Raw genomic sequence first — 23,449 nt, 5'->3', positions numbered from 1 at the left:
CAATTTTCAAATATTCAGGACGTTATGGACTTACTACTCGCAGTCAAAATCATTATCATGGGGATCGTCGAGGGTCTCACAGAATTTTTGCCAATTTCCTCTACAGGTCATTTGATACTCGCGGGTAGCTTGTTGAACTTCACCGGTGAAAAAGTAAAAGTGTTTGAAATTGTCATACAAGCGGGTGCAATTTTTGCCGTCTGTTGGGAGTATCGCCAACGAATAATTAGTGTCGTCAGAGGTCTTGGCCATGATCGTAAAGCGCAGAACTTTGCACTCAATGTGTTCGTCGCGTTCTTACCTGCTGCTATTCTAGGTCTATTATTTAGCAAACAAATTAAAGCGTATCTATTCAAACCAGTGCCTGTGGCACTCGCATTCATTTTAGGTGGCATCATTATCTTGTGGACAGAGCGCCGACATCAACAAAATAACGCTCAACAAACACCAAGACTAGAAACCGTCGATGATATGCGTGTCAGCGATGCTTTGAAGATTGGTCTGGCACAAGCGTTAGCGCTAATCCCAGGCACCAGCCGTTCTGGCGCATCTATTATCGGTGGAATGTGGTTTGGCATGTCACGTAAAGCGGCGACTGAATTTTCTTTCTTCCTGGCGATTCCCACTCTATTGGGCGCGACGGTCTATTCTTTGTACAAAGCACGCAATGAACTTTCCAGCGCCGATATCCCAATGTTCGGCTTAGGGACAATTGCTGCATTTATCTCAGCCTTCTTTTGCGTACGTTGGTTGTTGCGCTATGTCAGCACGCATAATTTCAATGTCTTTGCCTGGTATCGCATCGCCTTTGGTTGCATGATTTTAGTTACCGCCTACACCGGCGTAATTCATTGGGCGGAATAGGTTCAAGATTGTGATCCAGCTTGCTACGACGCCAGAACAAGATCAGGCTCTGCACCTTCTGCAGACTGTTTTTGGCTATCCCGCTTTTCGTTCGCAACAAGGGCAAATCGTTGATCATGTGGTCAACGGCGGCGATGCCTTAGTCTTAATGCCAACAGGTGGTGGTAAGTCGCTTTGTTACCAAATTCCAGCACTGATACGGCACGGTGTCGGCGTCGTGGTTTCGCCCTTAATCGCTTTGATGCAAGATCAGGTCGATGCGCTCGCCGAAGTCGGCGTCCGTGCAGCCTTTCTCAACTCGACTCAGAGTTTTGAAGAGGCCATGCGTATAGAACGCATGATGCGCGAAGGCGAGCTCGATATGGTATACATCGCGCCAGAACGTTTAATGACGCAACGCTGTTTAGAATTGCTAAGTGTTACGCCACTAGCATTGTTTGCGATTGACGAGGCCCATTGCGTATCGCAATGGGGACATGATTTCCGTCCCGAATACATCAAGCTATCGGTACTACACGAACGTTTTCCCGATGTGCCAAGAATAGCCTTGACCGCGACTGCAGATCAACAAACGCGCGATGAAATTATCCATCGCCTGCAGTTAGAAAATGCGATGCAGTTTGTTTCCTCATTTGATCGGCCCAATATCCGCTATCAAATCGTAGAGAAAGCCAATGGTCGCAAGCAATTACTCGACTTCATCAACGCGCAACACAGCGGCGATGCCGGCATCGTGTATTGCCTGTCACGCAAAAAAGTCGAGGAGACGGCCCAATTCCTGAATGAAAATGGGATTACTGCGCTGCCCTATCATGCAGGCATGGAGCAATCTGATCGCTATCGCAATCAAGCGCGTTTTCTGCGTGAAGATGGCATCGTCATGACCGCCACCATCGCTTTTGGTATGGGCATAGATAAACCTGACGTACGCTTTGTCGCCCACTTAGATTTGCCTAAGAGTATCGAAGGTTATTACCAAGAAACCGGACGCGCCGGACGTGATGGCGCGAGTGCAAATGCCTGGATGGCATACGGCTTGCAAGACGTGGTGCAACAGCGTCGCATGATCGATGAGTCTGAAGCGAACGAAACATTCAAACGTGTACAAGGTGTCAAATTAGATGCTATGTTGGGTTTATGCGAAACGCTGAACTGTCGTCGCGTTCACATCCTCGATTACTTTGGACAAGCATCTCAGCCCTGCGGCAACTGCGATACTTGTTTGTTGCCCCCAAGCTCATTTGATGGCACGGTTGCGGCACAAAAAATACTTTCAACGATCTATCGTGTTGATCAACGCTTCGCCGCAGGACATGTCATCGACGTGATACGTGGTATTGATACCGAACGTGTCAAGCAATGGCGTCATGACCAGCTTTCCACATATGGAATTGGTTCAGATAAAAGCGAAGCAGAATGGCGTGCGCTGTTGCGTCAGATGATAGCGCTCGGTCTGGTCGCGGTCGACTATGAGAATTACAGTTCGCTCAAACTGACTGAAGAATCACGCGCAGTATTACGTGGCGAAACCAAAATACAGCTACGCCAGTACAAGAAAGCGGAAAAAGCAGTCAAACATAAACGCCAATCCGCCAAAGATTTCTCTGAAGCGAATCTATCTGATAGTGAGCAAGCGATCTTTGAGCGCCTACGCTGGTGGCGCGTCGAAACTGCCAAAGCCCACAACACCGCCGCCTTCATCATTTTCCACGACACCACCTTGCGTGAAATCGCCAAAGCCAAACCACGATCACTTGATGACTTACGTGGTGTTACCGGCGTCGGTGCAAAAAAATTAGAAAGCTATGGCGAAGAATTAATCAAATTGATTGCCGAGTTTTTATAAGCGCCGCAACCACGATCAAGCTCACACCAACTTCACCTAATCACTCAAATCGACCTAAACAGCACGCCCGACAGGAAAAATAGGCCGCGAAAATTGCAGACGTTTATTACGTGCAAATAGAATTGCGGTCATCAACAAGACCAAGCCACAAAAGACGAAAGTTAGGCTCAACGGCATATAAAAAATCATCACCAAGCCAGCCGTAAAAAGCAATGCGCATACGACAAAAGATTTAAGAAGTGGATGGTCAGCAATACTCTCCATGCGTGCATGCTGCCTAGTCAATACCAAGATCATAGGAAAAAAACAGCTTAGCAAAAGTACGATACCCGCAATCGATTTTTTGCTTTCTTTGTCGTTCTGCATTACCCAATATCCCATCAATACAGCAAACAAAATGCTACAAATAAACAGGATAAGGAACTGTCGCAAAAGATAACTCATCATGATTCTATCTCGCATATCTTGAGCACCACTACCAGGGGCCAGACAAACCAACGCTTGCTCTGTCTTCGTCTGAAACAAAGTGGAAAATAACATGCCACAAAAGATAAAAGGCAACATAATTAAACTTAGACCGCCCATCGAAGCTGACATCCCTGAGAGCAGATCTTTTCCATCACCAGAGATCAACAAACTAACCAAGAACAGAGACAAACTACAAAGCACGACGATAATAATCATCTGCAGCATAGGCGAGCTCCAATGCAAGCGCGGACCTAGCGCAAATGGGCTAAGTTTGAGTGTCGCATTGCGACCATTGATGGACGAAGCACAGCCTGCGACACAAGTACCCATCCACATCAGAAAAGGTGTGGCAAACCCCATAGAAATTTTGTTCTCATTTATTTTCTTTCCACTGACTGCATCTCTGAGTATATGACTGCGTTCCTGCAATTTAAATAGTGCCTCATCGCGTATCGAAAATATCCAATGCAGTGTCGCCCACAAGATAAAAATTGATGAGAAGAGCAGCACACTTTCAAATGAAACGCCTAGATTTTCAGCAAATAATTTATCTACAGCCTTCACATCGAAATGTTTAAGGATGGAGGGTATCTGAAAGCACAAAATAAACGGAACAACAATCCAAGAACTACGGAATATCAGCACCAAAAAACTCAATATGAATACGCTGATAAAAGCTGGAAAAAATGAAAATTTCTGCGCCACCACAAACATTAAGCCCGATGCCAAGGAGGCGATAGTGACAATTGGAATACACAAAGCCAGTTTCAAAATTCGCGATACGTTCGGTACCAAGCGAGCATTCGCCGGCGAATATTGCAAAGCGATATTCTGCGCTAAAACCACAAACCAAGAAATAAAAAGTACAGCGAGCAAGACCGCCAAACTCATGAGTAAGGCGATCAAAAAATAACTCGTTTCAAATTTATCTGGACGCGATAGAAGCAATAAACCAGCAATCACCTGCCCGGCAACTGGGAACAATGCTAGCAAAACAAATAGCGACTTTTTGCTCTCCATATTCAAGCGAGCATAGATAGGCTGCATCCAAATAGTCAGGATTTTTTTCATTTTGCGATCTCTATCGAAATATTTTTATTTTCTAATGTTAACTGCCAAACTTGCATCTTAAAAACTCTCACTAACAAGCGCGTCCAACCGGAAAAATCACTGGCACTTTTTTCACTATTTCCCAGCGGAGATACAACAGGACACCTGACAAGAAAAGCAAGAGAGCGCACCAGGGCCAAACCACAGTAGAAGGTAAGTGCCACTGCAAAAACGACGCCATCGCAAACCCAAAGATACAAACAAAAAACCAAGAGAAAAGATGGGAGTCGCTTGATGATTTGGTTGACGCATGATTCTTGATCAAGGACGCCGCCATCGGCAAAATAGAAAAAATTCCCAAAACTGTTGGTATCACTACCATGGTACTAAAAGAAAACACAAACGACAAAATCGAAAACACACACAAAGAAGCAAACCAAACTATCAAAAACTGCAGCAACAAATATCGAAGTAAATACCTTGTTTGATCTAGGCTGCTTCCGGCAAAACTGGTGAGACTTACCACTTTTTGTGCATTTTGATTACGATAAATCGCTTGATGAATACCATATACCGTCGCGCATGGTAGTAACACATAAGTCATAAAACAAAACAATAAAAGCAAAATATCGTTCGTATCTCTATTTGACGAATGACGTTGATAAACCATCGACAATGGCCACAAGAGCAAGCTCATCAAAAAAATAATCGGTATATGTCGACTCCAATGAGCATTGGGTCCCACACTAAAGGCGAGTGCTCGGCTTGCAACATCGCCTCGCGTGAATACCCGCTGAAAACTCGCAAAGAAAAACTGGGGAAACATGAAACGTCCATTACCAAGCTGAGCCCCGTTGATGCTAGAGAATCGACCTCGGTAAGCATTCGCTGACTTGAATAAAGGATCACCACGAAACGCAAATGCCCAAGTTAGCATGGTGTAGGTAATTACAAATCCAGCCAATACTAATAAGACGCTATAGAGAAACAAGCTAGTGTTCGACCATTGCGACAAAAAGACCGAATGAAGGTGCAACAAACGATCTAATTGAAACATCATAACAATCGGTATAAGCAGTAACCATCGAACTCGAATGCTGCACGTATAGCCAAGCAAAACCAATACAAATAAAAACCACAGGGATGGCACCCAATACGATTTGGCAAAGCCCAAAACAAGATACGGAATGACAGGCAACAACAGCACGGGTATTGCTAACGCTCTCTTTAAATGCCGCGTAAAACCGGGCACTAAATGCGCATTGATTGGGGAAAATTGTGTGCCAATATTAAGTATCAGTAAAATAGCCCAGAAGAAAACAAGCATTCCTAAAATCAACGCGACTCCGATAGCAAATGCAGCGGGAATGATTATCCAAGACTTCTTGCCATCACCTGCTAACACGATCGCAATTCCAATCAGTAAGCCCAAGAGTGGAAGAATCGAGATCCACACTAACAAGGATTTCTTGTCCCCTAAATTCCAGCGAGAATACAAGGGTGCCAGCCAAATATGAAATATCGGTTTCATGAGTATTAACTTATCTTGTCATTTCTATGAATAAGTCTTCGAGACTCAATCGTTCGACTTTCAGATCACTGCGCGCCATGATTTGACCGCATTGTGTTTCGCTCCACTGTCCCAACAGACGCGTATTACCGTCATTCAAAATGGTGCTTTGCAAAGTTTTTTGCGGGCCAAGTTGTGTAACGATGGCCGATGGCCCAGTCACCTGTAAGCTCACCTCCATCAAGTCATCCAGCATTTGTTGATGGACAATTCTGCCATTCGATAAAAAAGCGACTTTCATTGCAACGCGTTCCAGATCAGACAGAATGTGGGTAGAAAACACGATGGTCGTATTTTGATCGATCACACTATCCACAATTTCGCGTAAAAAATCACGACGACCAGCCGGGTCGAGACTGGCAACCGGTTCATCTAAAATCAATAGTTCAGGATCATGCGCCAAGGCTCTAATGATAGATAAACGTTGCTTCTGTCCACCGGAGAATTTGCTGATAATTTTGTCGTAAGGCAGATCCCAGCGCTGCATCAAATTATCAACTTTTGCATCATTCCAGTGTGGATACAAAGCTTTAAAATACGCCAACATCTGACGCGGTGTCAGCCATTCAAACAAATCACTGGTTTGCGGCACGTAGCCAATTTTTGCTTTGGTACTTTCAGATAAATGGCGGACATCGTCGCCAAACAATCGCACTTCGCTCTCAGGTTCTGCGTCACGCAGACCCAATAAGCATTCAATCAAGGTGGACTTGCCAGCACCATTGCGCCCTAAAAGGCCCACAATACTACCCGCCTCCACTTCCCAATCCAGATTTTTTAAAACCCTTTGTGGTTTAAATTGCTTACTCAAACCTTTAATACTTATCGGTGCGTGCATACGATGTCCTAATTATTCTAATCATGTTCAAACAAATGAAGTTTATTGAGGGGGTAAGGATGCCTTCTCAATTAACGAATCTGCTTCACTTCCAAACCTTGTTTTTTCAAAAGATCGACCACACTTTTCTCGCCAGCTAAATGGCCAGCACCAACGACGACAAACAGCTTCTTGCCGCTCGTCATCATGCTATTAATTTTCGTGACCATACCTTCATTGCGATCATCCATCAGCAGCTTCATCATTTTTTTGGATGCGGCGTCTTTGTTGGCTGCTTCGACAAATAATTTTGCAATGCCATCAGCGTCAGCCGCTTTCCAGGCCATTTCTATACTTGTTAAGTCTCTAAAAAATTCACGATTTTTTAAGGACTCTATCGTGGACGAGAGCAAAGCATCACCATCTTCATCCGATAAACCACCTAAGATACTGGCTTGAAAATCGAGACTCTCTAACTCCACTAGTGATTTTTTATCTGTTTTTGCGCGATTAATAAAATGCAGGTCAATACCTTGCTTTGGGTCGTAACCCATTTGCATACCGACTTGCATTGCCAATGCGGAAGTGACGACAAAAGGTTTAAACCCTTGCATTTGCTCGGTTGCCGGCCCAAATACACTTTTCATGCTATTCCAAGTAGTGGGTGTAATATGATTTTCTAACTTATCTGGCGCTGCGTAACTTAGTTTAGGCATCATGGCTTGCACCGCCTGTGCATCGGACGTATCAGCTTCTATCGCGACCGTATCGGCCTGCGAATAAGCCGCTTCAACCTTGGGCGACATAGGATAGAAATCCGCTTTAGCGATATGGATAGAGCCGAATAAATAGGCAACATTTTTGCCCGATTTAATTTCAAACAAGAGGCCGCGAGTCGCAGATGCAGAGGCATCTATCGCTTTATTGTCATTGGTCGTGACCCGCGTTTCTGCATGCGCAGCAGAAGACAAGAAGGCAAACAAACCCAAGAAACTCATCACCAGAAATTTTGAGATAGTGATGCAGATATGTTGAAAAATAGAGATCATGATTTTCCTAAGAATTTAATGAATTTAAAAAAATTTAAAAACAAATTAAAGCAAACCCAAAAGCAAACACCGCAAACACGGCAAACCGATAACAAAACACACAAAAATTAATTCGTCGCCGAATTAACGTCACCCTTGTCACCAACTAAAATTTCTGAAAATAACTGCAATACCGCTTCGGATTGCAATTTCAACTGCTGCGATTCGATGGCGACTCTTTGCAAGCTAGGGCGTATCAGTTCAAGACGCGATTCAGCCAAAGCAAACTGTGATTCGCGTTCGGCAACCACCATGCCTAGCCCGCGACGACGAGCTAGCCAACCATCACCTTCGAGCAAGCTATAGGCTTTTGACACGGTCATAGGATTAACCCCTAAAGCGGTCGCCACCTCTCGCACCGATGGCATGGCATCCCCTGCGCTAATTTGCCCTCCCAAGATTTGACGACGCAACTGCTCAACCATTTGTCGATAAATAGGCTCACTACTGCCTGTTGCGATTTGAAAAATATCAGGAGATAAATCTCGATTTATTGCCATAAGAACGTCTTCTTGAATTCACTGTATGCATATACTAATACAGTATATTTGAATTTTCAAGTGTTATTTTTTAGCAAGAACTTGAAATGACTGGGACGCGCACAAGTCGGCTACGACGTGCGTCGGTTCAAGCCAGGTCTGGCACGAAGCAGGCCATAAATAGGAAAGAAGAAAGTGTAAAAACTCTGGGCGCTGACTGCCAGTGGTCTGAAATCACGGCTCGATTCGATTGAAACATAGGAACCTGCCCATGTTAGAAAGAACCGGCCAAGCATACTAAGTGGATTTCACGCGATCCCTAAAAGAAAACCAAAACAGAACAATTGCTAACACAGAAAAAGTCCAGTAATCCTTAGGCGCACCCCACCACCATTGCTTATGCCAAAACACATCCACCGGATTGAAACGCTGCCAGCCAAACGCCGGATTTAACATAAACCAAAGAAAATCTTCCACGATCCAGAACAACATAATGCACGCCAAAGCACGAGCCTGTAAGCGCCAATTCCACGTTTGTAAAAAGAAAAATGGTAAGTGAAAAATCATTGCGATGAATGGAAACATCCAAGCGTGATAGCCGGTCATGGCACGCCCGCCCCAAAAAATATCGAGCAACCAATGTTGTTCGAGTCGCCAAGTTGGTAAACTGGTCGCCCAACCTGCACCGCCCTCGATTTGTATCTCAACCTGAGCGAAAAATATCGCCATCAGACTGACCCAAAATACGGTCAAAAACAAACCTTTCCAATTCATGTGTGCTGTGCGCATCGCAACTATCCTTAGTGCTGATTTTATTGATTTCACTTTGCTAGATTCAAATGACCGCCCAAGTAATTACATAGCGCTTAGCCGGCTATTTGGAAAGATCAGCAATCACTCGTTCAAATACCGCTTGCGCCGCATGTGGACGCCCCAAGCGTCGCGCTTGCGCTCGCATTGCTTGCAGTTTTTCTGGATGCGCAATCAGCTCGCGCAATCTGAATTCTAAAGCGAGGCTATCGACCGCTTTGAGCGCAGCGCCCTGCTCCATCACATAGTCAGCATTGCGTTCTTCCTGTCCGGGAATCGGCGCATTGACTATCATAGGCAAGCCCAATGCCAGACATTCAGAAGTCGTCAACCCACCTGGCTTGGTAATGATCACGTCCGCACATATCATTAAGCGCTCGACTTGCGTCGTAAAACCACACGGAAATAAACGTTGCGGATAGCTTTCTGCGAGTTGCTGCAATGCCTGTAAGGCTTGCGTATTCTTGCCAGTCAACACGATCAACTGAAATGCTGCATCGCTGTCTTCATCATCACATCGCATGCTGAGCAAGTGCTGGGCAAGCACTTCCATATTACCCAAGCCCGCACCACCACCCATCAGCATAAAGGTCAATTTATCTGGACTTAAGCCAAGTTCATCCGCACAAACCGCTCGGTCTAGAACTTGCGTAAAAGCGGGCACAATAGGAATTCCTGTGACATGAATCTGCTGAGCTGCGATACCATGGGCACGCATACGAAACGCGACTTCTTCGTTCGCTGCAAAGTAGCCCGTCATCCCTTCATGCACCCACATTCTATGCAAGTCAAAATCAGTCACTTGTACCCATACCGGACAAGCTAACTCTTTCCTAGCGATTAATCGAGCCAACATCTCGGCAGGTAAAAAATGTGTACAGATAATCGCATCTGCCTGAAATTTTTCTATCTCGCGCAACAGTGCTTTCGCATTCCAGCGCTCCAAACATCGACGCAATTGCTCGATGCTGCTATCGCGTTTTGCTTCGTTAGTGAAGTTATACAGATAACCCCACAAAGTCGGGGCCTTATTGACGAGCTTGATGTAAAAATCTGTGTAGATTTTGCGAAAACCTGCCGTCGCATAATCCATTACGTCAAGATGAATGACGGTGCTAACAGGATCGTGTAGCGCAGCATAGGCGCGTATCGCCTCGGCGGCGCGGGCATGCCCGGCACCTGCGGAAACACTGAGTATGAGGATTTTTTTACCTGCGGGTTCTAGAATATCTGCCATATGTGCCAGATATTACAAAGACTACATGACAGGCTTGTGACAGGAGGCTGATGCGAGAGCGATACTATCGAGGCACGCCATCAAAATACACCCACATCAGCTATAAAGAAGCAAACTTACTTCTTCTCAAATACCAAATCCCAAACACCATGTCCCAGTTTCAAACCACGGTTTTCAAACTTAGTTACTGGACGATAATCAGGGCGCGGTGCATAGCCATCTGCTGTATTCTTTAAAGTCGGTTCAGCACTCAGCACTTCTAACATCTGCACCGCATACTCCTCCCAATCGGTAGCACAATGCAGATAGCCACCGACTTGCAAACGCGATGCGAGCAAGGCGACTAAAGGACCTTGTATCAAGCGACGTTTATTGTGGCGCGCCTTATGCCAAGGATCAGGAAAGAACACATGCACGCCAGCCAAAGATGCTGGTGCAATCATATTAGTCAATACTTCATACGCATCGTGCTGGATGATCCTTTGGTTTTGCAAACCCGCAGCATCGGTCAATTTCAACAAACTACCAACACCTGGCGTGTGTACCTCAACGCCAATGAAATTTTTCTCTGGCATTAAACCAGAGATTTTTGCGCTGGTTTCGCCCATGCCAAAACCGATTTCAAATACCGTCGGTGCATGACGTCCGAATACAGCATCGACATCCAGCAAAGATTTTTGATAGGGGATCATAAATTTAGGCCCCAGTGTCGCTATCGCTTTTGCCTGCGCATCAGACAAACGCCCAGCGCGTGTTACGAAACTGCGGATGCGATGCTCTGTCGGATCATAAAAAAGTGATTTGCGCGGCTCATGTATTTCTTCAGCCAGAGCATCTTTGTCAGCCGCTCGCACGTCTGCATGTGGTTTATCTGTGGACATAATCGAATAGAAGGAAGGTGAATGAAGTAAATGTGCAATGACTGCCTACGCTAATTGCTTCATTAGGCTGATTAGCTTACTTGAGCCAATTTCAACTTACTTCAGCCCAATTAAAGCATGCTTACTTCGTAAAGGCGCCATTTTACGTGGCTTCAGGGACAATTGGCAAACTTAGCCGATTGTTATGAGTGTAATAAAAAAAGGCCAACCCACTAAAAGATCAGCCTTTATAAGCTAATTTCTTCCAAAACCTATCGATAATTACTTTGCTGCGACAGCTTTCAAGTCTTTGGATGGAAACACACCTGCATTTGTTTGTTTTCTAAACCAATCCGATATCATTTTTTCTTCGTACTCAAAACTGGTATGTCCAGATGGTATGCGCACCCGACCAAGATAATCCATATCGCGCAACTCTTCATCGCCAACACTGACTACCTCATTTTTTTCGTTACGCAATTCATAATGAAACTTCATACGTGGCCAATAAATTGAAGTCATAAATCGGATCTGATTGGCAGACGACATATTAGGCCGCACATCACCGGCCAAATCAACGTCACTCACCGCCACATCTAACTGATACCCATCAGGCAGCTTCTTCGCAAAATTTGAAAAAACCAAACCAAACTCTTTCATTAAACGCTCACGAAAAGCATCTTTCATTTCATAGCCGGGGCTAATATCACTGAAATTATCCAGATTTCCCCATGTTAATTTGGCCTCTCCTGCGTGAGCAACGCCGGAAAATGCTCCCAAAAACACGCATGTAGAAAAGCAATTCAATAAAAGTTTTTTCATGATGACACCTCACATTACAAAACAAAATGAAACTAGTGCCTGCATTGTAGTTCAATCATTTTTAGAAACAAGCGTTTGTACACTTTACTCACAAATTACCCGCATTCTTCCGACAATTTTTGACATAAAAAAACTGCCTGGCAAATTTGCACAGGCAGTTTTTATTTTTAGCAAAAACTTAAGGAGAATTACCCTTAGTTTCTCACTTAGTCACTTGCTTAGAACTTATGACGAATACCAACGTTGAACAAACGTGCAGTTGCACCGTTCAAATCAGCCAAGGTTTTGACTGATTTTTCGTTTTTAACGTTTGCTACTGATGCGTACAAGTTAGTACGCTTAGACAAATCATAAGTGTAACCCAAAGCGATACGGCTAGAATTTGCATTCACGCTCGTTTTTACATTGGAATCAGTGTAGCTGAGGATAAATGTGCTCGCGTCTGCTTTGATTGAACCACCAATAACGTACAACTGTTCTTTGGTTTCTTTCAAGTTAGTCAAGCTAGTAGAGCCTTTGATTTCTTCGTACATAGCATTCAATTTAACGCCGTAGAAATCTTTGCCCAAATCGTAAGAAGCGCCAGCCAACAATTTTTCGCCGCCGATTGCCAAATTACCGTTCGCATCTTTCATTTGATCCCAAACGATATTTGCGTTCAATGGGCCATTGATGTAAGAAGCAGCAACGCTAGTAACACGATTTGCCGTTGCATCGCCTGCTTTTTCACCGAAACCGTATTGAGCAGCAACTGAGAAGCCACTGAAGCTATTTGATGTGTAAGTGATAGAGTTATCGCGTACGTTGTTGATCTTGAACATCAGATCAGTTTTACCTAACAAACCATCCATGAATGGATCGATTTGTGCGCCGTAGATGTAAGTCAAAGACTTATGACGACCAAAGTTCACAGAACCAAAATCTTCACCAGACAAACCTACCCATGCGCCACGTGCAAAAATAGCTGCATCGTTTGCGCCTGTATCTGATTTCAAACCCATTTCCAAATTGAAGTTTGCTTTCAAACCACCGCTCAAAGCTTCTGTACCTCTGAAACCCAGACGTGATGTGGAATTCAAACCACTATCCAAGGACGTGAGCTTACCTGCACCTGCATCTTTGTATGCCACGCCAGCATCAATAATGCCGTAGATAGTGACAGAAGACTGCGCCATAGCAGCACTAGAGAATGCACCCAACAGTGCCAGTGCAAGAATTGATTTTTTCATAGTTTACGTTCCAGAAAATTAAAAAATTATTTTTTGCTGCAGTGCATAAAAACCTGCGGCAAAAACGGTCTACAAGTCTTTTTTGAAGCCTTGAACCAACACAGCGATCCAATGACAGTGCGCAGTGTAACCATCAAAAATGACAACTTGATGACGTTGTTTAATTTTTTAATCAAAGTCTAATACCAGTGAAAAACCGATAAGTCGTGAATGATAGCTGGATTCAGCTTTGTAATTATGACAGAAGTGATGACAAACAAAAACTGTGTCATAAATTGTGACATTTACACAGAACATGATCACCAACAAAATACCGCAACGCAGCAATTCTTTGCCTTATTAAAAACATTCCCGCGCAAAGTAGAGACTTTACTTATCGAACAACACATCGCATTCTATTGATGTCCTGCACGGCTACGCGCACGTTGATAAGCACGACCACTATACCAAAGTATCAAACCCATGGATGCAAAACCAAACTGACCTAAGGCCAACGACAACACAGAATGGTCCAGCGCTGGTGCCATCACACCAGCCACAAATGCACTAAGTAAAGTAACGGAAGCGGACTGACAGGAAGCAACGATACCGCGAATGTTTGGGAACAATTCCAGTACCATCAAAGTCGCGCCTGGAAACACGATAGACATACCAAAGGCATAGAAAAACAAAGGTATAACCGACCAAGGCAACATCGGTGCTGAAAAGAAATGAAACAAAACATTTGCCGTAGCAGCGCCCATCAAACACATAAAGCCAATACTGATCTGCTTAGGAATCGTCAAGCGCCCAGCCAAACGATTGGCAGCCAATGAGCCCAAAAAAATACCGCCGACCATAGGCACAAACTGCCAACCAAAGCTCTGTGCATCAAGTTTCAAATGTTGCGTGACAAACGCAGGCGCCGAAGAGATAAACAGAAATATCCCAGCAAAATTACAAGCAATGGTCCCTGCCATAAAATGAAAACCTGGCGACTTAAATACATCACCATAACTACGCCACAAGAACTCGACATTAAAAGGCTGCCGCTTCTCGACAGGCAAGGACTCTGGCAAGAATTTATAACAGCTAATAAATAGCACAACGGTATAAGCAAACAGCAGCAAGAAAATCGTACGCCAATCCGAATGAGAAACCACCCAACCGCCGATAATCGGCGCAATCGCCGGTGCAATCGAAAAGATCATCGTCACCAACGACAGCAATCGTTCCGCAGGCGCACCCGAGTATAGATCACGCACAATCGCCCGGCCTATCACCATCCCAGCGCCAGCAGCAACACCCTGCATAATGCGAAAGCCCCAGAGATAATGCACGCTATGCGCCGAGGCACAACCAAATGAAGCAATCGCAAATACCACCAGGGCGACCAGCACGACATTACGACGACCAAACGAATCCGACAAAGCACCATGCCACAAAGTCATCACCGCAAACGACAGCATATATGCAGTTAAGGTTTGCTGTACCTCAATCGACGAGGTATTTAAGCTAGCCTGTATCGACGCAAATGCCGGCAAATAAGCATCAATCGAAAACGGCCCCAACATGGACAAGGCGGCAAGCAGAGTCGCCAGACCGGCGTTACTGAGTTTAATTTTGGAATGCATGCAGTACTTTCATCAACGTTTTAACACTTCAATTAAATGGGACTAGGCAACTCACCACACTCAAGGTCTCCATCTAAAAATTTGAAGCAAACCAGCAATATGTAAATTCCATTATAGAAATGCAGTACAAGGCACAAAGCACAGCAATACACTAGTATCGCTAATAATGTGGGCATTTGTAACGCCGCAATGCACTCTAGAATTGGGTTTACAAACCAAGACACACATACTTCATTTCCAAATACTCTTCCATCCCGTACTTAGAGCCTTCGCGTCCCAAACCGGATTGCTTCACGCCACCAAATGGCGTCACCTCGTTGGCGATCAAACCAGTATTCACGCCAACCATGCCGTATTCCAGTTTTTCAGCGACACGCCAAACCCGACCGATATCACGCGAATAAAAATAAGCCGCCAAGCCAAAATCAGTATCATTTGCCGCCGCGATGACTTCATCTTCGCTACTAAAGCGCATGACTGCCGCCACCGGACCAAAGGTTTCTTCACACATCACGAGCATCTGATGATTGACGTCAGCAATGATGGTTGGTTCAAAAAATAATCCAGCTTTTTCATGTGATTTACCACCCGCCATCAAACGAGCACCGCGCTCCAGCGCATCCTCCACATGGTTTTTCACTTTTTCCAAAGCTTGCTGATCGATCAAAGGACCTTGTTTTACGCCGACTTCGGTACCATCACCAACTTTTACTTTCTGACTTGCCAGTGCGAATTTTTCTAAGAACTCCTCATACAAAGATTCGTGCACGTAGAAACGATTGGTACAGACACAAGTTTGCCCGGCATTGCGAAACTTAGATTGCAAAGCGCCGTCTACCGCAGCATCGACATCGGCATCCTCAAACACGATAAACGGCGCATGGCCGCCCAATTCCAAAGCCAATTTCTTCAAAGTCAGCGCGCATTGCTGCATCAGGATACGACCGACTGGCGTCGAACCCGTAAAAGACAAATGCCGTACCACCGAGCTACCACACAACACACGACCTATCGCGATCGACTGCTCCGCATCACCCGTCACCACATTCAATACTCCGGCAGGCATACCAGCACGCAATGCCAAATCCGCCAAGGCCAACGCCGATAAAGGCGTCTGCTCAGCTGGCTTAATTACAATCGTGCAGCCCGCAGCCAAAGCCGGCGCGACCTTACGTGTGATCATTGCCAAAGGAAAATTCCACGGCGTAATCGCGGCACACACACCGATAGGCTGTTTCAACACCAAGGTACGCTTATCCGCCCAAGTCGATGCCAATACATCACCAGAAACCCGCTTCGCCTCTTCCGCAAACCATTCAACAAAACTCGCGCCGTACAAAACTTCTCCCTTTGCTTCTGCCAAAGGCTTACCCTGCTCCGCCGTCATGATGGCCGCAAGGTCATCAGCATTTGCCACGATCAAATCAAACCACTTGCGCAAAATGTTGGCGCGCTCTTTGCCGGTTAAACCTGACCAGGCTGGCAGAGCGTTTTGTGCTGCAAGAATTGCTTCTTGTGCATGCGAGATATCCAAATTCGCGACCTCGGCGATTAAGGCACCCGTTGCTGGGTTGTGAACGGCGAATCTTGAGGAGCTTTCTATCCAATTGTTTTGGATGAAGGCTAGTTCGTGGATTAAGGCGTTGTCTTTGAGTTGCGGGCGTGTGTAGGAGGTCATAGCGGTCAGTCAATGAGGCGAATTCGTGGGTGGCGAAATGGCAAGCAAAAAAGCTTGTCGCTTGATATAAGCGCTTCACTATCATGCTGTATGGAAAGATGTAAGGATACGCCAAAAGTACTTGGCTTGCTCGAGTAAGCCTGATAACTATTGATAGCTTTAGGCTATTTGATTGTCACATGTCTATATGGAAGATCGGGTTACTCGCGATTCTTTTGCAAAACATAATAGAAGATGGGCGACTCAATGCGGGTTGATTAAAGATCGATCTTTTTGCCATTCAAATACTGGAACATGATACTTTGCCCCCGTTCTTTGTTGCACAATGGGGGCGCCTGAACGAGACAGAGGTAGCCTTAGATTGTTCTCTACGATCTTGAGGAAGTTAGTTGTACTTCGGTCGCAACCATATGCAGAGCGGCGTCGAACGCCTCAGATACAGTCGTGTATATCTCATTATTCATATCGGACAGGGCAGATTGGAATTCGCCATCGAGCTGCATTATGCCGTAAAGTCTCCGATCTATCTCCACAATTCTCTTGTACTCTTCATGAAGTGATTCATAGACTGTCTGCGAAACTAGGCGGCGGGATCGTGTTACCTGAACTCTTATGTCATGCAAAGAGGCCCATACCTTTTCAGAATAATCATTCCAAGCAGCGTTAAGTGAGTCTTGACTGCCACTTGATCCTGCGTGCGTTACACGCATAATCAAGTACCGCCAACCCCAGATCGCTCTTGTCAGTTCATCTAACAGAGTCGATTGTGCCTCAATTACCTTTGTCTGACGGCTAAGCGCGGCTTCCAAACGCTTAAGTGATTCGGTCTTTTGAGCTTCAACGAATTTGAGAATGAGCGGCGCAATTAGGCCAGCTAATAAAGCAGTGACGAGTACTGGCGCAAGCGCGAGTATTAGGCGTTCGGAAAAAGTGAGTTGTTCCATGCAAACCTCCTAGCGGGCGATTAGTGATCTCTAATGACTCGTTGAGCAGTACTCAACATGTGCCACAAAGCGGCAAATTTTCTGTTGTGCGTCTAAGTTAAGCAACCGGTTAAACAGGAACGGGATTTCTGTCATACTGCCACTCTCAACTAAGCAAGCCAATGAATCCAGTCAGAATCAGCATACCCCAACTCAATTTTCTAGCTGAAGCAGCTTGTTCAACCGACGTCTGCCGTAGCTGAACAATGTGCCATAGCAAACCATAACAGATCATCGAACATACAAGACCCAGTACAGCCAATACCAAAGATCTTGCAGAAATCGCGAACACGACCGTCAGCACAAGCAGCAATACTCCGAGACTGAAAATGCTATTAGATACTGTGTCAGGAACATAGCCGAATCCCTGACAACGAAAGCACTTAGCTGGCGCTGCCGCACAAGACCACCACTTTTTCAAGTAATGAATTCCAAGCTCGTCACAATGAGGACATCGATACATGTTTTGTTCAATACAATTTGATTTTACAAAAAGCAAAGATAGCCGAGTGCCGGAACAAAAGCAATTCATTTCAACGCGCTTAAAACTCTGATGGAACTTGGTTGTAAATGTTTATCCCCTAAAAAACTAGTTTACCCAAATAGCCTAAGAGTACCATTCACAACAACTCAAGATCGTCAGTTTTTTTGTAAAAAAAGCAACAAAAAGGACGACTGAAGGCGTAACGTCGTTCAATTAAATTCTTGTCTTCTGCCTCGTCATTCCCGCGCAGGCGGTAATCCAGTGGCGTAAAAGCCTAAGGACGCTGGATCCCTGTCTACGCAGGGGTGACTCCACTATGTAAGCTTGACTCTGATATAGGGGCACGTCTTAACATGACGAATTTCAACAAATCATACGTGCGAATACGCTGCGCTATTCGCACCTACGAAAATCAAAATTACTCAGTGTCTTTTGGCTTCGCCGCTTCTCTACGATTAAATCCTGCCACCATGTCAAAGCGGAACAAACGGCATTCCAAAGCACCGTTGAAGAATGGTGTTTTGCGTGATTCTTTTAGGCGTAAAAGTTTTGGCAATCCTAAGTCGGCGGTGAACAGGAACACGCTCCAACCTGAGAAACGCTGTTTGAGTGTGCTGCTGAAGGCTGCGAAAAATTCGCGAGCTAAATCATCTGGTTCGAAGCTTTGATCACCGCGCACGCCGATACGTTCGCCGTACGGTGGATTGGTCAAAAGAATACCTGGTGTTTCAGTCGGCGCTTTAATTTCTTGTGCTTCAATTTGCTTTAGGGGCACTTCAAATTTGATACCGGCTTTGTTCAAATTATTACGCGTCATGATGACCATGTCGCCGGAAATATCGCTGCCGAATATGGTTGGTTCTGTTGGCAGTGGATTGGCGCGTATGCTGTTTTTGATGTCTTGCCATTCTTCTTCGACAAAGCTGCCGAATTTTTCAAATGCAAATTCACGACGCATGCCGGGTGGAATGCCTGCGACCATTTGTGCGGCTTCGATCAAGATAGTGCCAGAGCCGCACATAGGATCAAACAAAGGCACGCCTGGTTTCCAACCTGAGGTGCGCAGTAAACCTGCGGCGAGATTTTCGCGTAATGGTGCATCACCGGTTTCTAAACGCCAGCCGCGTTTGAATAGTGCTTCGCCAGAAGTATCGAGGTAAACCGTAAAGTTATGTGCATCTAAGAAACCGACGATGCGCATGTCGGGTTGTTTGGTATCGACTGATGGACGTTGCGTGAATTGATCGCGGAAACGGTCGCAGATCGCGTCTTTGATCTTAAGCGTGGTGAACTCTAAACTCTTAAGTGGTGACTTGACTGCAGTGACGTCAACGCGGATGGTATGGTGATAGCCAAACCAATCTTCCCACGGTTGTTCCAATGTCATGTCGTAGATATCGTTCTCGTTGGTGTACCCGCCATGCGCCATGCGCAGCAGCACACGAGAAGCAATACGCGAATGCAAATTGACGCGATACGCATCAGTGATTTCACCCGAAAAATGCACACCACCCGGCACTTGCGTGTGCACGTGTATGGTCTTAGGAGATTTGAGATCGGCGATCTCATTGAGCTCTTCTGCCAAAGCAGTTTCAAGGCCACGTGGGCATGGGCAAAAATAGGAATAACGTGTTTTCATGGGGAACCTTTTTTCCGTCATGGTTTTAAAAACTCTGAACACGCTGCGTGATCAGAGGGCTTGCTAAAAAGATGCAAAAGTTTTTTGGACTTCTACGCCACTGGATTCCCGCCTTTGCGGGAATGACATAATAAGAGACAAGAGCTTAACTGAGCAGTTATACTGGACAATCTTTGTCTCTTTGGCAATTGCTCTTCAAACTATCGAGCGAATTCGCGCTCAAGAAAATCTAATCTATCCTGTCCCCAAAAACCCTCGCCTTTGTATACATACCAAGGGGCACCGAAGACATTGGCAGCGATGGCATCGTTGGTGTTGCGGTCGTAATCCGCTTGCACTGCAGCTGTCTCTGTGGACTTCACTAATTGTTTTCCATCTAAATCGGCATCGCAAGCAATACCAATTAATGTCATTTCATCCGCGATATTTTTTTGCTCAGCCCACATCGCACGCATAACAGCAGTCGATAAATTTAATGCGACTTCATTACCGTGGGCAATCTGTGCTGCAATAATCAAACGAGCTGCTGGATCAGGTGTCACAGGAAAAAACTGTGGCTGCACATGCATGGGAACTTGCAGAAAATCACTCCATCGCTGCAGCTCAATCAACCGATAGGCCTGTCTCTGCGGTGCGCGTTTGGCTAACGGCAAACCACCTGAAGCGGCAAACACGCGACTAAGATCACAAGGTTTTATCGCGACTTTAATTTTGTTTTTTGCTGCGATGTCGATGAAGCGTTGATGTCCTAAATACGACCAAGGTGAATGTGGGGCGAAATAGTAATCACAAACTTTGCTCATGCAGGACACTCCACAGATTAATCATTGGGACAGATTCAGCTTAACTACCTTAACCTTAGTTTCAACTCACCCACTAAACACAAAACAGACTACTCACCGTCACACCGGACTTAAAACTGTGCCCAGAATATCGCTTTTAGCTTTTCAATCCAAGACTCCGAGGCAGGTCAAGAATCACGAATTTAAAATCTAAAATGGTTTCACCACCACCAAAATCACAGCCGCTATCATCATCAGGACTGGCACTTCATTAAAAAAACGGAACCATTTATGGCTGCGTTTGTTTTGACTACGTTCAAACTTTTTCAATAGGCTGCCGCAAGCATGATGATAGCCAATCAGCAAAATCACGATCGCTAATTTCGCGTGCATCCAACCATTGCCAGGACCCCGTCCTATGCCGTAACCCATCCAAAGCCAGATACCTAAACCCAAAGCCGGAATCATCAAAATCGTCATAAAACGATACAGCTTACGCGCCATCAGCAATAAACGCTCTACGGTGGGCTGATGCGTTTCCATGGCGAGATTGACAAAGATTCGAGGCAAATAAAACAAGCCAGCAAACCAAGAGGCGATAAAAATAATGTGGAATGCTTTGACGTATAACATAGTGATTCTTGCTTTCTGATTATGATTTTCCGATTATTGCCGCACTTCGCCATGACCGAAGACCACGTACTTGAGCGAAGTTAAACCTTCCAGACCAACCGGTCCGCGTGCATGCAGTTTATCATTAGAAATGCCAATCTCCGCACCGAGGCCATATTCGAACCCATCGGCAAAGCGGGTCGAGGCGTTGACCATCACCGATGCCGAATCAACTTCGCGCAAAAAAGCCAAGGCGCGGCTGTAGTCCTCGGTGATGATAGCTTCTGTGTGTTTAGACGAATAGTGGTTGATATGCTCGATGGCCGCTGCCATATCAGCGACAACTTTCACTGCAAGTATCGGCGCTAAGTATTCGGTGGACCAATCGGCAGCTTGCGCTGCTGCCAGATAAGGATAGTCATGCAAAATCTGTACGGCTTGTTCATCACAGCGCAATTCAACTTGTTCCGTCACGTAACGCTCCGCCAACAAAGGCAGCACTTGCGAGGCGATATCTTGTGCCACCAATAAAGTTTCCATGGTGTTGCAAGTACCATAGCGATGACATTTCGCATTAAAGGCGATATCGACGGCTTTTTGCATATCCGCTTTATCATCGATATAGACATGACAGATACCGTCCAAATGTTTAATCATCGGTACAGTCGCTTCGCGCATCAAACGCTCTATCAAGCCCTTACCGCCGCGTGGAACGATCACATCCACGTATTCGGGCATGGTAATTAAGGCACCGACCGCTGCGCGATCTGTCGTATCGACGACTTGCACCGCCTGCTCCGGCAAACCCGCAGCACGCAATCCTTCTTTCACTAAATTCGCCAATGCGCGATTGCAATTGATCGCTTCGGACCCGCCGCGCAAAATCGTCGCGTTGCCACTCTTAATACACAATCCCGCTGCATCAACGGTAACGTTAGGACGTGCCTCATAAATGATGCCGATCACACCAAGCGGCACACGCATCTGGCCAACTTGTATGCCCGATGGGCGATACTTCATGTTTGAAATTTCACCGATAGGATCGGATAAGCGCGCGATTTGCTCCAAGCCTTCTGCCATGGTGGCGATGGCTTTATCGCTGAGTGCCAAGCGATCTAGCATCGCGGCTTCCATACCTGCAGCTTTGGCAGCGGCTAAATCAAGTTCATTCGCTGCACGGAGAGCTGCTGCTTCACGACGAATCGCTGTTGCGATTGCCAGCAATGCTTGATTCTTGGTAGCTGTATCTGCCTTAGCCATTGCGCGAGAAGCAGCGCGTGCTTGCTTGCCCAAGGTTTGCATGTAGCTGTCGATGTTGTCTATAGCATTTTCTGTGTTCATTTTTTGAATTCGTATTCACTAGTGGCTGTCGTTAAGCTTCGCAAAATTGCTTATTTGGGATGCAGCGCTAGGCGCTTCCCGCAGCAATACTCTGGTATTGCGAGGACAAGCAACAACGCGATGCGCCCAAATAAGCGATTTGGCGAAGCGTTAATTTGCTTTAGCGACTCGCAAGCCTAGATGCAACAATGCGTCCCATGCATCGCCAGCAAACTTCGGTGCGCGTAAGCCTTTGACCATTTTGTCGATTTGCGCAGCGTCTTGTAACGCTGCCTGCAGGGTCGCTAAACTGACACGACGTAGTGCTGGCTCCATGAGTTTTTCTCTTGGCCCCCAGATACGGTACTCTTTTAAGAGTGCCCCCAATGGGCGTCCTTGTGCGACGCCGGATTTTAATTTGAGTAAAGTGCGTAGCTCTTCTGCCATCGCCCACAGAACTAATGGTAGGGCTTCGCCCTCACCTTTGAGTCCATCTATCATCCTCACTAAGCGCGCCACATCGCCGACCAGCATCGCTTCGTTCAATTTAAATACATCATAACGTGCGACGTTTAAGACTGCGTCATGAATCACGTCAAAACTAAGCTTACCTTGTGGATGCAGCAGGCCTAATTTTTGGATTTCTTGGTGCGCTGCCAGCAAATTACCTTCGACACGGTCGGCAATAAATTCCAAACTTTGACGATCGGCGTTTTGCCCTTGAGCGGATAGACGTTGACCTATCCAATTCGGCAATGCGACCCGTTCAATGAGCGGGATATCAATATACACCGCCGCCTGTTGCAACATTGTGACCCAAGCTGCTTTTTGCGTGGCCCAATCGAGTTTGGGTAAAGTAATTAATGTGATGTTATCGGGTGAGAGATCACGCACATATTCTTGCAAAGCTGCACCACCGTCTTTGCCCGGTTTGCCAGTTGGAATGCGCAGATCTATCAATTTTTTATCGCCAAACAGCGATTGCGATTGATTCGCTGCCAGCAGTTCGCCCCATTTAAAGTAGCGTTCCACCGTCAAAATGTCGCGTTCTAAAAAACCCTGAGCTTTGGTGATTTTTCGTATTTTGTCTGCGGTTTCTTGCACCAGCAAATGCTCGTCACTAGAGATGACATAAATCGCCGCCAAACCTTTGGCGAGATGGGCATCAATAGCGTCGTAGCGTAACTGCATATTCTGA

Annotated in this window: 20 protein-coding genes; 2 read left to right on the top strand and 18 right to left on the bottom strand. The window is 45.8% G+C overall.

The features are described from left to right. Nucleotides 1–24: 24 nt before the first annotated feature. Together ACO0KZ_RS06635 and recQ are read left to right on the top strand one after the other, a co-directional pair. Nucleotides 25–864 carry an undecaprenyl-diphosphate phosphatase gene (locus ACO0KZ_RS06635; RefSeq protein WP_422994009.1) on the top strand — a complete coding sequence of 280 codons (840 nt, stop codon included), beginning with the start codon at nucleotides 25–27 and terminating at the stop codon, nucleotides 862–864. Nucleotides 865–874: 10 nt separating this feature from the next. Further along, nucleotides 875–2,710 carry a DNA helicase RecQ gene (gene recQ, locus ACO0KZ_RS06630; protein WP_422994007.1) on the top strand — a complete coding sequence of 612 codons (1,836 nt, stop codon included), beginning with the start codon at nucleotides 875–877 and terminating at the stop codon, nucleotides 2,708–2,710. Between the two features lie 54 nt (nucleotides 2,711–2,764). Here recQ and ACO0KZ_RS06625 read toward each other — a convergent pair whose 3' ends face one another. The 18 genes from ACO0KZ_RS06625 to holA all read right to left on the bottom strand — a co-directional run bounded on the left by ACO0KZ_RS06625 (nucleotide 2,765) and on the right by holA (nucleotide 23,442). Then, nucleotides 2,765–4,249, bottom strand: coding sequence for a hypothetical protein (locus ACO0KZ_RS06625; protein WP_422994005.1), 1,485 nt, complete (start codon nucleotides 4,247–4,249; stop codon nucleotides 2,765–2,767). A 70-nt stretch (nucleotides 4,250–4,319) separates the two neighbouring features. After that, nucleotides 4,320–5,759, bottom strand: a complete 1,440-nt coding sequence (locus ACO0KZ_RS06620; RefSeq protein ID WP_422994003.1) for a hypothetical protein — start codon at nucleotides 5,757–5,759, stop codon at nucleotides 4,320–4,322. Nucleotides 5,760–5,769: 10 nt separating this feature from the next. Continuing rightward, nucleotides 5,770–6,636, bottom strand: coding sequence for an ABC transporter ATP-binding protein (locus tag ACO0KZ_RS06615; RefSeq protein WP_422994001.1), 867 nt, complete (start codon nucleotides 6,634–6,636; stop codon nucleotides 5,770–5,772). 71 nt (nucleotides 6,637–6,707) lie between these two features. Next, nucleotides 6,708–7,664, bottom strand: coding sequence for a TraB/GumN family protein (locus tag ACO0KZ_RS06610; protein ID WP_422993999.1), 957 nt, complete (start codon nucleotides 7,662–7,664; stop codon nucleotides 6,708–6,710). A gap of 107 nt (nucleotides 7,665–7,771) precedes the next feature. Beyond that, a complete protein-coding gene (locus ACO0KZ_RS06605; protein WP_422993997.1) occupies nucleotides 7,772–8,203 on the bottom strand; it encodes a GntR family transcriptional regulator in 432 nt (143 codons plus the stop codon). A 276-nt stretch (nucleotides 8,204–8,479) separates the two neighbouring features. Beyond that, nucleotides 8,480–8,971 (bottom strand): hypothetical protein, encoded by a 492-nt coding sequence (locus ACO0KZ_RS06600; RefSeq protein ID WP_422993995.1) that lies wholly within the window; start codon nucleotides 8,969–8,971, stop codon nucleotides 8,480–8,482. Between the two features lie 85 nt (nucleotides 8,972–9,056). Further along, nucleotides 9,057–10,229, bottom strand: coding sequence for an MGDG synthase family glycosyltransferase (locus ACO0KZ_RS06595; RefSeq protein ID WP_422993993.1), 1,173 nt, complete (start codon nucleotides 10,227–10,229; stop codon nucleotides 9,057–9,059). Between the two features lie 116 nt (nucleotides 10,230–10,345). Continuing rightward, entirely contained in the window at nucleotides 10,346–11,110 is a 765-nt protein-coding gene (trmB, locus tag ACO0KZ_RS06590) for a tRNA (guanosine(46)-N7)-methyltransferase TrmB (protein ID WP_422993991.1), read from the bottom strand. Between the two features lie 261 nt (nucleotides 11,111–11,371). After that, nucleotides 11,372–11,911, bottom strand: coding sequence for a DUF3016 domain-containing protein (locus ACO0KZ_RS06585; protein ID WP_422993989.1), 540 nt, complete (start codon nucleotides 11,909–11,911; stop codon nucleotides 11,372–11,374). 218 nt (nucleotides 11,912–12,129) lie between these two features. Continuing rightward, the gene (locus ACO0KZ_RS06580; protein WP_422993987.1) at nucleotides 12,130–13,140 is read right to left on the bottom strand and encodes a porin; all 1,011 of its coding nucleotides are present in this window, start codon (nucleotides 13,138–13,140) and stop codon (nucleotides 12,130–12,132) included. 395 nt (nucleotides 13,141–13,535) lie between these two features. After that, entirely contained in the window at nucleotides 13,536–14,753 is a 1,218-nt protein-coding gene (locus ACO0KZ_RS06575; protein ID WP_422993985.1) for a multidrug effflux MFS transporter, read from the bottom strand. 208 nt (nucleotides 14,754–14,961) lie between these two features. Further along, nucleotides 14,962–16,431, bottom strand: coding sequence for an NAD-dependent succinate-semialdehyde dehydrogenase (locus tag ACO0KZ_RS06570; protein ID WP_422993983.1), 1,470 nt, complete (start codon nucleotides 16,429–16,431; stop codon nucleotides 14,962–14,964). 368 nt (nucleotides 16,432–16,799) lie between these two features. Then, entirely contained in the window at nucleotides 16,800–17,375 is a 576-nt protein-coding gene (locus ACO0KZ_RS06565) for a hypothetical protein (RefSeq protein ID WP_422993981.1), read from the bottom strand. A 941-nt stretch (nucleotides 17,376–18,316) separates the two neighbouring features. Continuing rightward, nucleotides 18,317–19,537: a THUMP domain-containing class I SAM-dependent RNA methyltransferase gene (locus ACO0KZ_RS06560; RefSeq protein WP_422993979.1), complete on the bottom strand. Its 1,221-nt coding sequence runs from the start codon at nucleotides 19,535–19,537 to the stop codon at nucleotides 18,317–18,319. Between the two features lie 200 nt (nucleotides 19,538–19,737). Beyond that, nucleotides 19,738–20,340, bottom strand: a complete 603-nt coding sequence (locus tag ACO0KZ_RS06555; protein ID WP_422993977.1) for a 2-hydroxychromene-2-carboxylate isomerase — start codon at nucleotides 20,338–20,340, stop codon at nucleotides 19,738–19,740. Nucleotides 20,341–20,529: 189 nt separating this feature from the next. Further along, the gene (locus ACO0KZ_RS06550) at nucleotides 20,530–20,952 is read right to left on the bottom strand and encodes a CopD family protein (RefSeq protein ID WP_422993975.1); all 423 of its coding nucleotides are present in this window, start codon (nucleotides 20,950–20,952) and stop codon (nucleotides 20,530–20,532) included. 33 nt (nucleotides 20,953–20,985) lie between these two features. Continuing rightward, the gene (locus ACO0KZ_RS06545; RefSeq protein ID WP_422993973.1) at nucleotides 20,986–22,272 is read right to left on the bottom strand and encodes a glutamate-5-semialdehyde dehydrogenase; all 1,287 of its coding nucleotides are present in this window, start codon (nucleotides 22,270–22,272) and stop codon (nucleotides 20,986–20,988) included. Between the two features lie 150 nt (nucleotides 22,273–22,422). Further along, a complete protein-coding gene (gene holA, locus ACO0KZ_RS06540; protein ID WP_422993971.1) occupies nucleotides 22,423–23,442 on the bottom strand; it encodes a DNA polymerase III subunit delta in 1,020 nt (339 codons plus the stop codon). Nucleotides 23,443–23,449 lie beyond the last annotated feature (7 nt).

Origin of the sequence: Undibacterium sp. Di24W (genome assembly GCF_049340325.1) — a bacterium.
GTDB lineage: Bacteria > Pseudomonadota > Gammaproteobacteria > Burkholderiales > Burkholderiaceae_D > Undibacterium.
The sequence above is the reverse complement of the archived record's forward strand: the minus strand, read 5'-3'. Positions and strand labels throughout refer to the sequence as shown.